Here is a 13,785-nt window from a genome sequence, read left to right as displayed (position 1 = left end):
GCGGCGCCGGGCACACGAGGGCTCCGGCGCGCGCGCGGGGGACCGCGCCCTGGCTCGCTCAGCGCGAGGCCGCCAAGAGCTCCGCGTCGCGCGCCTCGGCGCCGGGCCCGAGCGGCTGGCCGTACGAGAACTCGACGTAGTTGCCGTCCGGGTCCTTGAGCGCGCAGAAATACGCCACCGGATAGGGCAGCTCCTTGGGCGGCCAGACGAGGTGCTCCCGGCCGCGGCGCGCGATCTCGTCCACGGCGTCGCGGCTCTCGAGCGCAAACCCGAAATGGCTCATGTCCTCCGGCGCCTGCGGCGCGCGCCGGCCGCCCTCGATCATCACCAGGACGAACGCCCGCTCCTTCCCCGCCTCGGCGAGCCAGGCGACGCGCGTGCCGGTGTCGTTGCGCTCGTGAACCACCTTGAGCCCGCAGAACTCGCGATAAAAGGCGATCGTCGCGTCGAGATCGCTCACGTGGAGCGCGACGTGGGTCATCAGCGGTTTCATGGTAAACTCTCCTGCTTTTCTCTCCCGACAGATTACCAGACGAACGGATACGGCAGCAGCAGAGGCCGCTCCCCCGATCGCTCGATGAGGGGTTCCCGCCCTAGGCGGGCTCGAACGCCTTGCTCGCCGCGTACCCGCGCGCGGCGGACCGGATCTTCTCGATCTGCGCCGGGTCGAAGGAGACGGGCGCCCCGGTGCGCGTGTAGCTCATCACGTTGTCGTCGACGCCGCTGTGCCCGAGCCCGAAGAAGTGCCCGAGCTCGTGGGCGAGGACGGTGGGCCGCGCGTTCGCCGCGACGATGACGCAGCGGCGCTCCGGCGTCGCCCGGTTCCGCCAGTGCACGCCCATCCGGAAGCGCCGCGGATCATCGACGTCGCGCAGCGACGCGACCACCATCACGTTGATCCGGCGCGCCTCGATGGCCGCGGCGAGCGCGTCCCGGTCGGCGCGCGTCTCGAGCCGCGAAAAGCGCGGGGCGAGCGCGCGCGAGCCCACCTTGCGCAGCGCCACGCCGGCGGGCTCGAACAGCCGGACCGCCTCGGCGATCTGCGCGTCGATCCAGGCGTCGTCACGCACCGGCTGTCCCGCCGCCTCCTCCGCCACGGCGATCGACAGGGGAAATGCCGGGAGCGGCGCGGGCGCGCGCCCCGCGGCGCGGGCCAGGCCCGGGGCGAGCGCGCCGGCGAAGGATAGACCGGCTGCGGCGAGCACGACGCGGCGGGAGATCATGGATAATACCCTATCTCATCGACCGTCCGACGATCGCGAAAACGCTTGTGAGCCGCCGCGCTGCGCCGGCACGCGAGGCGATGGTGCGCGGCCCGCCGCGGCCGCTTGCTCCCCTTGTCGCTGCGGCGCGCGGCGGGTAAGAGGTCTCCCCATGATGCGAGGCGCGCTCAGCGATATCACGAGGGCCGTCGGCCACACGCCGATCGTCAAGCTGAACCGGGTGACCGAGGGGCTCCAGAGCGACATCTACGTCAAGTGCGAGTACCTGAACCCGGGCGGCAGCCACAAGGATCGGGTCGCGCTGAACATGATCCGCGACGCCGAGGCGAGCGGGCTCAAGCCGGGCGGGACGATCGTCGAGGCGACCAGCGGCAACACGGGCGCCGCCCTCGCCATGGTCGCCGCCATCCGCGGATACAAGTGCGTCTTCGTCATGCCAGACAAGATGTCGCAGGAGAAGATCGCGACCCTGCGCGCCTACGGCGCCCGCGTCGTGGTCTGTCCCACCGCCGTCGAGCCCGACGATCCGCGCAGCTATTACCAGGTCGCGAAGCGCATCGCCGACGAGACGCCGAACTGCTTTTACGCGAACCAGTACCACAACCCGTCGAACCCCGAGGCCCACGTCGGCTCCACCGGCCCCGAGATCTGGGAGCAGTGCGGGGACGAGCTCGACGTCTTCGTCGCCGGCATGGGGACGGGCGGCACCATCAGCGGTGTCGGCAAGGTCCTCAAGCAGCGGAGGCCGGACATCAAGATGGTCGGCGTCGATCCGGTCGGCTCGCTCTATTACGACTACGTGAAGACCCAGCGGATCACGAAGCCTTTCGCCTACAAGGTCGAGGGGATCGGCGAGGATTTCTTCCCGAGCACGATGAACCTCGAGATCATCGACGAGATCGTCCGGGTCGACGACAAGGAATGCTTCCTCATGACCCGGGATCTCGTGCGGCTCGAGGGCCTCTTCGTGGGCGGCTCCGCGGGCGCGGCGGTCGCCGGCGCGATCAAGTATGCGCGGCAGAGCGGGAAGAAGGAGAACATCCTCGTCCTCTTGCCCGACGGCGCGTCCAAGTACATCTCGAAGATCTTCAACGACGACTGGATGCGCGAGAACGGCTTCCTCGAGGAGGACAAGGGGCTCGGGACGGTGCGCGATCTGCTCGCCGTCAAGCCGAGCGGCGCGGTGGTCACCGCCGACGCGAACGCGCGGGTCCGCGAGGTCATCGACATGATGAAATCGCACGGGATAAGCCAGCTCCCGGTCACCGAGCGCGGCAAGCTGCGCGGGATGGTCCACGAGATCGACCTCTTGCGGCACCTCGTGGAGGGGAGCGGCACGCTCGACTCGAGCATCGGCGGGCTCGTCGAGAGCGACTATGCGACCGTGACGCCGGCGACGAAGGTCGAGCTCCTGAAGGGCGTCCTGAGCGACGCGAAGATCGCGCTCGTCGTCGGCGAGGAGACGGTGCTCGGCGTCGTGTCCAAGATCGACCTCATCGATTATCTTGCCCGCAAGGCGACGCCGGCGCTCGGCTGAGCGGCTTTACAGGACAGGAAAGGGACACCGCGGTGACACACGACCTCGAGACGGTGCGGCGCGCGCTGCACGACCATATCGCGAACGAGATCCTGCTGCGCAAGGCGCCGCTCGCCCTGGACGAGGATCTCTTCGAGGGCGGGTCGGGGTTCGACTCCATGTCGCTGACGCGGGTGCTCGTGTTCATCGAGCAGCGCTTCGGCGTGAAGATCCCGGACGAGGAGGTGGACCTCGACGCGGTGTCGACCGTGGACCGCATGGCGCGCTTCGTCGCCGGCCGCATCGCGGCCGCGCGGGGCTAGCGGGGCCGCGGTGGCCGCCCCCTACCGGCTGCGCGCCGAGGACCTCTCGGCGCGCGGCGGCGCCGTGGCGCTCGCGTCGCGCGGCGCCGCGGTGACCTACGCCGAGCTCGCGGCGCGCGCGGCGGCCGTCGGCGCGGCGCTCGCCGGGGCGGGCGTGCGCCCGGGCGACCGGGTGGCGCTGCTCTCCTCGGGGCGCGCGCACGACGAGCCGGTGGCGCTCGTCGGGGTGCTCACGGCCGGCGCGGTGGCGGTCCCGCTCGACGCGACCGCGCCGCCCGCGCGGCTCGGGCGGATCGCGCGCGCCCGGGGGTGCCGGGCGCTCGTGCTCGACGCCGCGGCCGGGGGCCTCGCGGACGGGATCGACGCGGCGCTCGGCGGCGGCCTCGCGCGGGTGGAGCTCGACGCCGAGGGCGGGGTGCTGCGCGGGGCGGCGCCCGCCCGTGCGGGTGGCGACGATGGCGCGGGCGGCGAGGGCGGCGCCGGAGGTGCGGGCGACGGCGGCGCCGAGGCGCAGGAGCTCGCGTGCATCCTGCACACCTCCGGCAGCACGGGCGAGCCGAAGCCGGTGCCGATCACGTGGGCCGGGCTCGACGCGTTCACCGCCTTCTGCATCGATCTCGTCGGCCTCGCGCCGGCGGATCGGGTGCTCCGGGTGGCCGAGCTGGTCTTCGATCTCGCGTGGTTCGACCACCTCGCGACGCTCCGCGCCGGCGCGACGCTCGCGACCATGGCGCGGCGCGATCTCGCCTCGGGCCGCGCGCTGCGCGACGCGGTCGCCGCGCTCGCGCCGACGGTCATCTACGGCGTGCCGTCGATGTTCATGAAGCTCGTCGCGGCGCTCCCCGCGGCGGGCCCGGGCGCGCCGGCCGGGGCGCTCTCGCCGCCGGTGCGCGCCATCCTCTTCGCCGGCGAGGTGTTCCCGCCGCGCGAGCTCGCGGCGCTCGCGGCGCGCGCCCCCGGCGCGGCGCTCTACAACCTGTACGGCCCGACCGAGACGAACGTCTGCACGTTCCACCGCGTCGATCGCGCGGCGCTGGACGGGGTGAGCGAGGTCCCGATCGGCGTCGCGTGCCCCTACGCGGCCTGCGCCTTGCTGGCGCTGGACGCCGACGAGGAGGGCGGCCGTGCCATCGAGGGCCCCGGCACGGGCGAGCTCGTGGTCTCGGGGCCGACGACCGTGGGCGGCGGCCCGTACCGGACGCGCGACCGGGTGGAGCGCAAGGCCGACGGGCTCTTCTACTTCCGCGGCCGCATCGACCGGATGGTGAAGATCCGGGGCTACCGGGTCGAGCCGGGCGAGGTCGAGGCCGCGCTCGCGGCGCACCCCGCCGTGCGCCAGGCCGCCGTGATCGCCGTCGAGGACGCGCGGTTCGGCAAGACGCTCCGGGGCTTCGTCGCCCTGGCGGGCGACGCGGACGAGCGCGCGCTCCGGATGCACCTCGCGGAGCGGCTGCCTCCGTACATGGTCCCGGAGACGATCGTCACGATGGACGAGCTGCCGCGGACCCCGACGGGGAAGATCGATTATCGCGCGCTGCCCGGTTGAGCGCGCGCGGCGTTCCGGGGACAGGCATGCTCGCGCGGACCCCATGGCGCGCCGCGCACGCGGCCCTGAGCGTCGCGAGCCGCCCGGCCTCGCGCCGCCTCAGGCGTTCGACCGCGCCGGGCGCTCGTACGAGCCCGGCTCTTTCCGGAACGCGATCGCCATCCGATTCCAGGCGTTGATCGTCGCCACGAGCCAGGTCAGATCCGTGAGCTCCCGCTCCGAGAAGTGCTGGCGCGCCGCATTGTACGCGTGATCGGGCACGTGCTCCTGGGCCACGAGGGTCACCGCCTCCGTCCAGGCCAGCGCCGCCCGCTCGCGCTCGCTGTAGTAGGGGGCCTCATGCCACGCGCTGAGCCCGTAGAGCCGCTGCTCGCCCTCCCCGGCCGCCCGCGCGTCCTTCCAGTGCATGTCGATGCAGAACGCGCAGCCGTTGATCTGCGAGGCGCGGAGGAGCACGAGGTGCTTGAGCGGCTCCTCCAGCGCGCTGCGCTTCACACAGGCGCTCAGCGCCAGCATCGCTCTGTAGGCCTCGGGGTTGACGCTCGCGTAATCGATGCGTGATTGCATGCTCGTCCTCGTGGGCATCCCTTCTGCGCCGGCCACGCCGCGCGCGACAGCCCACCCTCTAGTCGGCGCGCGGCGCCGCGACGAGGGCCACTTCGCCACGATCGACGGGATCCACCGCGCGCGGCGCGCTCGTGCGCGCGCCGGGGGTCACGCAAAGACGCAAATGCATCATCTTTGTTGTTTTGCGCCTTTGCGCCTTTGCGCCTTTGCGCCTTTGCGTTGAGCTCTCCCTCCGGCTCTCTGGCCGGGCCCCTGGCGGGTGGAGCTAGCGCAGAGCCACCCGGAGCCGACGCGCGCCCTCATCGATCTCGTCCTCCCCCGCCGCGGCATAGCCGAGCACCAGCGCCCCCGGCCCGGCCGAGCGCACGCGGAGCTCGGACAGCGCGACGCACCGCACACCGTTCGCGGCCGCCCGCTCGGCCGCCGCGCCGTCCGCGCGCCCTGCCGGCAGCCAGCCGAGCAGGTGCATGCCGGCGGGCGCCGCGCGCACCTCGAGCAGCCCCCGGAGCTCCCGCGCCGCCGCCGCCACCAGCGCGGCCTGGCGCCGCTCGTACAGCACGCGCATGCGGCGCACGTGGCGCGCGAAATGGCCCTCGGCCATGAAGTCCGCCAAGACCGCCTGCTCCAGCGAGGGCGACGACACGTCGGCCAGCGCCTTGGCCGCGACGAACGCGTCGACGAGCCCCTCCGGCACCACCAGGTATCCGAGCCGCAGCGACGGCGACAGCACCTTGCTGAACGTGCCCGCGTAGATCACCCGCGCGCCCGGCGATTGGCCCTGAAGGGCGGCGAGCGGCCGGCCCGCGTAGCGGAACTCGCTGTCGTAATCGTCCTCGAAGACCCAGCCGCCCGACGACCTCGCCCAGTCGAGCAGCGCGAGCCGGCGCCCGAGGCTCATCGTCACGCCCAGCGGGAACTGATGCGACGGCGTCACCACGGCGAGCCGCGCCGGCGGCCCCCGCAGGGCGGCCGCCACGTCGAGCCCCTCCTCGTCCACCGGCACCGGGACCGGCGCCGCTCCGGCCGCCACGAGGGCGCTCCGCGCCGCGGTGTAGCCCGGATCCTCGACCCAGACCGGATCGCCCGGATCGAGCAGCACCTCGGCCGCGAGCGAGATCGCCTGCTGGGCGCCGCCGACAACGATGACCTGCTCCGGCGTGCACCGCACGCCCCGCGCGGTGACGAGGTAGTCGGCGATCGCCCGGCGCAGCGGCGCGTACCCCTGCGGCTCGCAGCGCGGCACGAGCGCCCGCCACGAGCGATCCCAGCGCCGGCTCATCAGCCGGCCCCACACGGCGGCGGGGAAGGCGTCGAACGCGGGCACGCCCACCTGGAACGCCCAGCCGGCAGGCCCGAGCGGCGCGGCCGCGCGCCGGAACGGCGACGCGGCGCCCGCCACGAGGGCGCCGCGCCTCGACAGGGCCCCGGCGCCCGGCGAGGGCGAAGGCCGCGGCTCGGGCCTCGGCCGGGCGAGCAGCAGGCGCTCCGGCAAGGCGTCGGCGACGTACGTCCCGGAGCCGATCCGGCCGCGCAGGTACCCCTCCGAGAGGAGCTGCGCGTACGCGCCGAGCACCGTGTTGCGCGACAGGCCGAGGTGGGCCGCGAGCGCCCGCGTCGACGGCAGCTTGCTCCCGGATCGCAGCCGCCCGACGAGGATCGCGCCGCGCACCGCTTCGTAGACCTGCCGGTGGAGCGGCGCGCTCGACGCCGGGTCGAGCGCCACGGCCGTCACGGCGCCGGCGGGCGGAGAGGCCCGCCGCGGCCGCTTCGTCGAGGTCGTCCGCGCCTTCGTCGAGGTCGTCCGCGTCAACGAGGCGAGCTCCGGCGCCGCTGAAGAAACCGGTGGGAAGAACGGGAGGGAGCGCCCGCCGGACGGCCCGCGCCGCGCGCCGCTCCCCCCGGGGCGCCCGTCAGCGCGTCCCGACCTTCGCGCCCGCGCTGGCGCGCGCCGACGCCGACGCCTTGAAGCTCGGCTTGGGGATCGAGATGCTGGGCGCCTTGATCTGCACGTTCACGCTCGGCGGCGTCACGCGGACGCTCGGCGCCTTGACGTTCACGTTCGCCTTCGCGTGGGCCTTCGCGCCGGCCCCGGTGTGGACGTGGACCTTCGGGTCGAGATCGGCCTTCGCCTTCAGGTCGGCGTGCGCGTGCGCGTGCGCGTGCCAGTCGGTCTTCATGCGCACCTTCACGCGCGGGGCGCGCGCGTGGACGGCGAACGCCGCCCCGGCCCGGTAGCCGCAGAGGGCCACCGCCGAGCGGCCCGCGTTCCGCACGGCGACCGTCACCTTCAGCGGATCGGCCGCGAGCGCGAGCTTGCCGGTCAGGTACGCCCCCGCGGCGACCCCCGCGGTCGCGGCCACCGGGGCGAGGACGACCACCTGCGGCGCCTCGGCCACCACGCCGAGCGTGACCTTGCGCTCGCCGATGTCGATGGGCTTCAGATCGGCGTCGAGCACGTAGACGCGGACCTCGCCGGTCACCTCATCGACCAGGAGCTCGAGGCGGTCGTCGCCGACGATCTCGATGCGCCCGCCGTGCGGGCCGAGCTTGCCCTCCGGCAGCCCGAGGTCCGCCGACCCCTTGGCGTTGGCGTAGAGCTCGGCGGTGCCGCCGGCGGGGACGTGCAGGGTGCCGTTCCACGGCTTGCCCGCGACGTTGAGCGTGTAGCCGATCTCCGTGAGATCCGCCTCGAGCTTGGGGCCGGCGGCGACCAGGAGCCCGGTCTTCGCGTCGAGCGTCAGGGGCAAGGTCTTCTCCCCGGACGCGTCCTTCCACAGCAGCGTGCCGCTCACGTCCTCGCGGATCGGCTTGCCGTCCGGACCGCTGACCACGGCCTTGACGTTCCCGTCCGCGGCGACGTTGAAGGCGGCCTTGCCGCTCTCGTGCTCCTCGACGTAGGCGCCTTCGCCGATCGCCGACTCGGCGGTGGCGGTCACCTCGACCGTCGCGTTCGCCTCGGCCGGCTGCTCTTCCTTGCCGCACGCGGGCGCGGCAAGGGCGAGCAGCAGCAGGGCGAACACTCCGGAAAGCTTGGTGATCTTCATGAAATCCTCCTCGGTGCGAGCGAGCCCCCGGCGGTGAGCCGCGGCCTCGCTCGGGCCGGCGCGCCGGAGCCGAAAGCTCCCCGGACGCGCCGACGTCGGGACGCATCATACGACGAGATGCCCCGGAAGGCGCGGACGAGCGCGAATATCGGTGGGAATCAAAAGATCCACGAGAACGGAGGTGGGACAACGGGGCTCACGGCCGCTGAGCGGCCGTGTCGGGCCTACCCGCAATTCGTTCAGGCAGCGGTCCGCGCGTCGACCGATTCCCGATCACGCGCGCTGCGGCGCCGCGATCAGGGGCCCTCGGAGCCCTGGCCTTCGGTCGCCTGCGTCGCGATGAGCTGCGGGCACTTGCGCTTCACCGCGTCACAATCCGCGGGAACGGTGTCCAGCGCGCTCAAGGAAGAGTCGCACGTGAGCGCCCGGACCTGCTGCGTCTGGGCGACCAAGCAGACCTCGTACTCGGCCACGGTGGCGGTGCAGCCCGCGCGCTGATCGGTCGGAGGCATGCAGTCCGGGTGGGGGCCCTCCCCCTCGGCCGGCTCCTCCGCGGAGACGCACTCGTCCCTCAGCGTGCCGCACGGCTTGCCGAGGGCGGAGGCCGCGAGGAGCCCCATATATTCACAGGCATCTTCCTTGGTGAGCTTCACCCTCGCCTCGAGCGAATCGCAGGTGGACTGGACGTCATCGGCCGTCAGGTCCTTGAGCTGCTTGCTGCTCATGGCGGTGTCCGTCGGGGCCGAATCTGCACCTTCGCCGCCGCACGCGGCGAGGGAGAGGACGGTCAGAAATGCCCCGAGATGAGTCGTTCGCTTCATTCGCTATCTTCCTTTCTAAGTGCGGCCGCGGGCGCGACCGTGAGTCACCCCGAGAGCAAGCCATGTACCTCGTTCTCAGTTGTGCACGATTGAGCCGCTCGACGGGGCGGCGGCCCCGCAAAACAGGACATCGGCCGCGGAGATGCGGAATCCAGCGAGCGAGAAAAGAGAACCATTCTCGACAACCCGAGCGCCCCGAGAGCGCCGAGACGTCCTTGGCCGAGCGCCGCGCCGAGCGCCGCGCCGGGAGGTGCTCCGCGGCGCCGGCGCCTGGGCGCGGGCGTGTAGTCGCCTGTCGGTGCGGTGACCTCACCGCGCGGCGCTCGTGCGGTGATCGGGGCCCGACACGGACTTGTTGTAGGATCGGCCGCCCCGTGACATCATCGCAGCCCCTCGGGTGGATGTACTCAGTCCCAGCGGCGATGTGGGGAGACCGCCTTTGGCCTACCACCTGGAGCGAATCCCAGCCCAGGCCCGGGGGGCCGCGGTCCCCAGATGATCACGACGCCAAGCTCGGGCCAGGCCAGGCACGCCCCGGATCTCCCCGTATCCATCGGGCCGTGGCGGGTGCTCGCGCAGCTCGGCCGCGGCGGCATGGGGGTCGTCTATCGCGCCCAGCACAGCGGGACCGGCGCGCTCGCGGCGCTGAAGACCGTCTGCGTCGGCGACGCGAGCCTCGTCTCCAGCATCCGCCGCGAGATCCACGCGCTCCGGGGCGTCCAGCACCCGGGCGTCGTGCGGATCCTCGACGAGGGCGTCCAGGGCGGCATCCCGTGGTACGCGATGGAGCTGCTCGAGGGGCGCACGCTCCGGGATCACAACCAGGAGCGCTGGCGCCCCGCGACCTCGAACAGCGAGGTGACCGTGAGCGTGTCCGCGATCCTCGACGCGGAGACGAGCACCGCCACGGCCGAGATCGCGCCAGACTCGATCATCCCGCGCTCGTACCAGCCGTTCGCGCCGCGCCCGTTCCACCGCGCGGCGGGCGGCGCGCTCCGGCAGGCGCTGACGCTCCTCCGCGCCATCTGCCGGCCGCTCGCGTACGTGCACGGCCGGGGCGTCGTCCACCGCGATCTCAAGCCGGACAACGTCTTCATCCGCGACGACGGGGCGCCGGTGCTCTTCGACTTCGGCCTCGCCTTCCGGTTCGAGGGCCACAAGGGGCGCGACGAGCTCCAGGCCGGCGGCCGGCTCATGGGCAGCCCGGACTACATGTCCCCCGAGCAGATCCGCGGCGATCTCGTCGACGCGCGCGCGGACCTCTACGCGCTCGGCTGCATGCTCTACGAGGCCGTCACCGGGGCGGTCCCGTTCCTCGGCGACTCGAGCGCGGTCGTGCTGTCCATGCACCTCTACGCCGAGCCGCTCCCGGCCTCCGAGCTCGTCGCCGACGTGCCCCCCGAGCTCGACGCCCTCATCGCGCGGCTCCTCAAGAAGCGCCCCGAGGACCGGCTGGGCTACGCCGACGACGTCGCGAACGCGCTCGCCGCGCTCGGCGCCGACGACGCGCCGCCGCGCGACGAGGCGCCCGCGCCGCCGGCGCAGCCGTACCTGTACCGGCCGCGCCTCGCCGGGCGCGGGGAGGCGCTCGGGCGGATCAACGAGGCGATCGAGCGCGCGAACGAGCGCCGCCAGGGCAGCCTCGTCCTCGTCGGCGGCGAGAGCGGCGTCGGCAAGACGCGCCTCGCGGTCGAGGCGGTGCACCAGGCGGCGCTCGTCCACATGGCCGTGGTCACGGGCGCGTGCGCGGCCGTGTCCGCCGAGGGCGAGCGCGAGGGCGCGGTCAGGGCCGCGCCGCTGCACCCGTTCCGCCCCCTCCTGCTCGCGGTGGCCGACCGGTGCAACGAGCTCGGGCCCGGCGGCTACGACGCGCTGCTCGGCCCGCGCGGCCGGGTCCTCGCGCCGTACGAGCCGTCGCTCGCCCAGCTCCGCGGCCACGAGCGCACCCCGGAGCCGCCCGAGCTCTCGCCGGACGCGGCCCGCTACCGGCTGCGGACCGCGCTCGCCGACACGCTCGCCGCGTTCGCGGCGACGAGGCCCGTCCTGCTCGTGCTCGACGACCTCCAGTGGGCCGACGAGAGCTCGCGCGACGTCCTCGAGCACCTCGACGCCGCCTACTTCGCCGCCCACCCCGTGGTCCTGCTCGGCGCCTACCGGACCGACGAGGCGGCGCCCGCGCTCGCCCCGCTGCTCGGCGCGCCCTGGGCGTCGCTCATCGAGCTCGGGCGGCTCGATCGCGCGTCGGTCGGGCGGATGGTGCGGGACATGCTCGCGCTGGACGAGCCGCCCGAGGCGCTCGTGCGCTACCTCTTCGAGCAGTCGGAGGGCAACCCGTTCTTCATCGCCGAGTACCTCCGGGCCGCGATCCAGGAGCGGATGATCTACCGGGACGAGGCCTACGTGTGGCGCATCCGCGCGAGCGCCGAGGGCGCCGCGGCGCAGGCGCTCGCCCGCGCCGCGCGCGCGAGCCAGCCGCCCCCGTCGCTGCCGCTGCCGGGCTCGCTGCGGGAGCTCGTGGCGCGCCGGCTGTCGGGCCTGAGCCCGGGGGCGCTCGCGCTCGCGCGGCTCGCCTCGGTGCTCGGCCGCGAGCTCGAGGAGCGCCTGCTCCTCGGCGCCGCCGGCCTCGCCGACGTCGAGGCGATGGACGCGCTCGCGGAGCTCGCCGGCCGCCACGTGCTCGAGGAGGCCGAGCCGGGGCAGCTCCGCTTCGTGCACGACAAGCTGCGCGAGGTCGTCTACGCCGGCATCCCCGAGCGGGGGCGGCGGGCCCTGCACGCCGCGGCGGCGCGCGCGATCGAGCAGCGGCACCGCGACGCGCCGGACCTCGCCCTGTCGTACCCGCTCCTCGCCCACCACTACGCGACCGCGGGCGTCGTCCAGAAGACGCTCGAGTACCTCGACAAGGCGGGCGCCCAGGCGCTCGCGACCGGCGCGTCCGGCGACGCCGTCGATTTTTACCGGAGGGCGCTCGATCTGGACGGCGCGCTCTCGCCGGAGGAGCGCGCGGCGCCGCTGCGGCGCGCGCGCTGGGAGCGGCGGCTCGGCCAGGCGCACTACAACATGGGCGACCTGATCGGCGCGGAGCGGCACTGCGCCGCGGCGCTGGAGCTGCTCTCGCAGGGCGGCGCGGGGTGGCTGCGCGGCGCGCCGCGTGGGGAGCGCGGCGGCGCGCCGCTCGGGGCGCGGCTCCGCGCCGCGGCGGCCTCGATGAAGCAGCTCGGGCTGCAGCTCGCGCACGTCGCGGGCCTGCCGATCCCGGTCGTGGGCGAAGCGGCCGAGCGCGAGCGCTTCACGGAGGCGTCGCTCGCGGCAGAGAAGCTGTCGGAGACGTACCTGTTCCGCAACGAGCCGGCGCTCGCCTTCCTGGCCGCGCTGGCGGCGACGAACGCCGCGGCGCGGCTCGGGCCGTCGCTCGCGCTCGCGCGCGGCTACGCGACCCTGAGCGTCGCGTTCGGGTATGTCCCGTGGAAGGCCGTGGTGGACGCCTACGCCGCGCGCGCGGCCGAGGCCGCCGCGGCGCTCGACGACCCGCGGGGCGTCGCGTCGGTGTCGCTCCTGCGCGGGCTGACGGCGCTCGGCGAGGGCCGGTGCCGGGACGCGCGGGCCCTGCTGACCGAGGCGGAGCGGCTCGCGGAGGCGCTGCAGGACCGCCGCCGCAAGGAGGAGTGCCTCGCGCTGCTCGCCGGGGTGGCGCACACCGAGGGCCGCTGGGCGGAGGCGCTCGAGCGGTACGGGGCGCTCGCGGACGCGGCGCGCGCGAGCGACAACGCGCAGGGGCACCTCTGGGCGGAGAGCGGCCGCGCGCAGTGCCGGCTGCTGCTCGGCGACGGCGAGGGCGCGACGGCCATCTTCGACGCGCTGTCGGCCGAGGTGCAGCGGATCGGCGACCGCACGCAGCAGATCACGCACGGGCAGGTGGCGCTGGGGCACCTGCTCCGCGGCGCGCGCGACGACGCGCGCGCGGCCGCCGAGCGGACGCTCCCGATGATCCGCGACGGGCAGCCGGCCGGCTTCCACTGCCTGTACGGCTACGCCGCGACGTGCGAGGTGCTGCTCGCGCTGCTCGAGGAGGCCCGCGCCCCGTCGGAGCGGCTCGAGCTCGGGCGGCTCTCGGCGGAGGCGTGCCGCGCGCTCGGCCGGTACGCGCGCGTCTTCCCGCTCGGGCGCTCGACCTCGCTCCGCCTGCGGGGGCTCGCCGCGTGGCTCGCGGGCGGCCGCGCGCGCGCGCGGCGGCTCTGGGTCGCGGCGATCGGCGAGGCGCTGCGGCGCGGCCTGCCCGTGGACGAGGCGCGCGCGCGGTTCGAGCTCGCGCGGCACCTCGAGCGCGGGGATCCGCGGCGCGAGCGGCAGATCGCGCGCGCGGTCGGGCTCTTCTCGGCGCTCGATCTGCAGTACTGGCGGGACCGTGTGGCGCGGCTGCGAGAGCGGTAATCGAGGAGGCCCGGCCGCCCTCCATGGCTTCTCGCTCGGACGTTGGGCCCATCCCCCGCGCCGCACGACCTGCTCCCTCGACGGGGATGTGTCGTCTTCCTATGTCTGGAGCGGATGACCGCGCAGACACGGACGATGGCATCGGGTCGTAACCACAACCACAGAGTCGCCGCGTTCACCGCTGCACGAGCTGTGTGGCAACAAACGCTGAATCATCCAGCTCACGAGTGCGTCTAGCACCGCGCCGGATCGCGCTCGGATCGAGCGGATCGCGCCGCGCGGCACAGCGGGCTGAGCGACGAGGAAAAGGGGGC

At 74.1% G+C, this 13,785-nt stretch carries 10 protein-coding genes; 4 read left to right on the top strand and 6 right to left on the bottom strand.

Annotation, left to right across the window (positions count from 1 at the left end):
* Positions 1 to 58 precede the first annotated feature (58 nt).
* Both WMF33_RS03245 and WMF33_RS03240 read right to left on the bottom strand, forming a co-directional pair.
* A complete protein-coding gene (locus WMF33_RS03245; RefSeq protein WP_437335764.1) occupies positions 59 to 493 on the bottom strand; it encodes a VOC family protein in 435 nt (144 codons plus the stop codon).
* A gap of 100 nt (positions 494 to 593) precedes the next feature.
* Positions 594 to 1,223 (bottom strand): hypothetical protein, encoded by a 630-nt coding sequence (locus WMF33_RS03240; RefSeq protein ID WP_437335763.1) that lies wholly within the window; start codon positions 1,221 to 1,223, stop codon positions 594 to 596.
* Positions 1,224 to 1,374: 151 nt separating this feature from the next.
* Here WMF33_RS03240 and WMF33_RS03235 point away from each other — a divergent pair, with 151 nt between their 5' ends.
* Genes WMF33_RS03235 through WMF33_RS03225 form a run of 3 tightly spaced genes read left to right on the top strand, consistent with a single transcriptional unit; the run spans position 1,375 to position 4,608 of the window.
* The gene (locus tag WMF33_RS03235; RefSeq protein WP_437335762.1) at positions 1,375 to 2,760 is read left to right on the top strand and encodes a cystathionine beta-synthase; all 1,386 of its coding nucleotides are present in this window, start codon (positions 1,375 to 1,377) and stop codon (positions 2,758 to 2,760) included.
* A gap of 32 nt (positions 2,761 to 2,792) precedes the next feature.
* Positions 2,793 to 3,062: an acyl carrier protein gene (locus WMF33_RS03230; RefSeq protein ID WP_437335761.1), complete on the top strand. Its 270-nt coding sequence runs from the start codon at positions 2,793 to 2,795 to the stop codon at positions 3,060 to 3,062.
* Between the two features lie 10 nt (positions 3,063 to 3,072).
* Positions 3,073 to 4,608 (top strand): AMP-binding protein, encoded by a 1,536-nt coding sequence (locus tag WMF33_RS03225; RefSeq protein ID WP_437335760.1) that lies wholly within the window; start codon positions 3,073 to 3,075, stop codon positions 4,606 to 4,608.
* Between the two features lie 99 nt (positions 4,609 to 4,707).
* Here WMF33_RS03225 and WMF33_RS03220 read toward each other — a convergent pair whose 3' ends face one another.
* From WMF33_RS03220 to WMF33_RS03205, 4 genes are all read right to left on the bottom strand, one after another.
* Positions 4,708 to 5,175, bottom strand: a complete 468-nt coding sequence (locus WMF33_RS03220; RefSeq protein ID WP_061623676.1) for a carboxymuconolactone decarboxylase family protein — start codon at positions 5,173 to 5,175, stop codon at positions 4,708 to 4,710.
* 265 nt (positions 5,176 to 5,440) lie between these two features.
* Complete coding sequence (locus WMF33_RS03215; protein WP_437335759.1) at positions 5,441 to 6,985, bottom strand: PLP-dependent aminotransferase family protein; 1,545 nt, start codon at positions 6,983 to 6,985, stop codon at positions 5,441 to 5,443.
* Positions 6,986 to 7,085: 100 nt separating this feature from the next.
* Positions 7,086 to 8,219 (bottom strand): hypothetical protein, encoded by a 1,134-nt coding sequence (locus WMF33_RS03210; RefSeq protein ID WP_437335758.1) that lies wholly within the window; start codon positions 8,217 to 8,219, stop codon positions 7,086 to 7,088.
* A 296-nt stretch (positions 8,220 to 8,515) separates the two neighbouring features.
* Entirely contained in the window at positions 8,516 to 9,040 is a 525-nt protein-coding gene (locus WMF33_RS03205) for a hypothetical protein (RefSeq protein ID WP_437335757.1), read from the bottom strand.
* 495 nt (positions 9,041 to 9,535) lie between these two features.
* Here WMF33_RS03205 and WMF33_RS03200 point away from each other — a divergent pair, with 495 nt between their 5' ends.
* Positions 9,536 to 13,471 (top strand): serine/threonine-protein kinase, encoded by a 3,936-nt coding sequence (locus WMF33_RS03200; protein WP_437335756.1) that lies wholly within the window; start codon positions 9,536 to 9,538, stop codon positions 13,469 to 13,471.
* The last annotated feature ends 314 nt before the right edge of the window (positions 13,472 to 13,785 follow it).

Origin of the sequence: Sorangium sp. So ce394, assembly GCF_051474665.1 — a bacterium.
Classification (GTDB): Bacteria; Myxococcota_A; Polyangia; order Polyangiales; family Polyangiaceae; genus Sorangium; species Sorangium cellulosum_D.
The sequence above is the reverse complement of the archived record's forward strand: the minus strand, read 5'-3'. Positions and strand labels throughout refer to the sequence as shown.

Bases quoted from the DNA above. Each gene is read 5' to 3' on its own strand.
- WMF33_RS03245 (WP_437335764.1), bottom strand. From the start codon at position 493: ATGAAACCGCTGATGACCCACGTCGCGCTCCACGTGAGCGATCTCGAC.
- WMF33_RS03240 (WP_437335763.1), bottom strand. From the start codon at position 1,223: ATGATCTCCCGCCGCGTCGTGCTCGCCGCAGCCGGTCTATCCTTCGCC.
- WMF33_RS03235 (WP_437335762.1), top strand. From the start codon at position 1,375: ATGATGCGAGGCGCGCTCAGCGATATCACGAGGGCCGTCGGCCACACG.
- WMF33_RS03220 (WP_061623676.1), bottom strand. From the start codon at position 5,175: ATGCAATCACGCATCGATTACGCGAGCGTCAACCCCGAGGCCTACAGA.
- WMF33_RS03210 (WP_437335758.1), bottom strand. From the start codon at position 8,219: ATGAAGATCACCAAGCTTTCCGGAGTGTTCGCCCTGCTGCTGCTCGCC.
- WMF33_RS03205 (WP_437335757.1), bottom strand. From the start codon at position 9,040: ATGAAGCGAACGACTCATCTCGGGGCATTTCTGACCGTCCTCTCCCTC.
- WMF33_RS03200 (WP_437335756.1), top strand. From the start codon at position 9,536: ATGATCACGACGCCAAGCTCGGGCCAGGCCAGGCACGCCCCGGATCTC.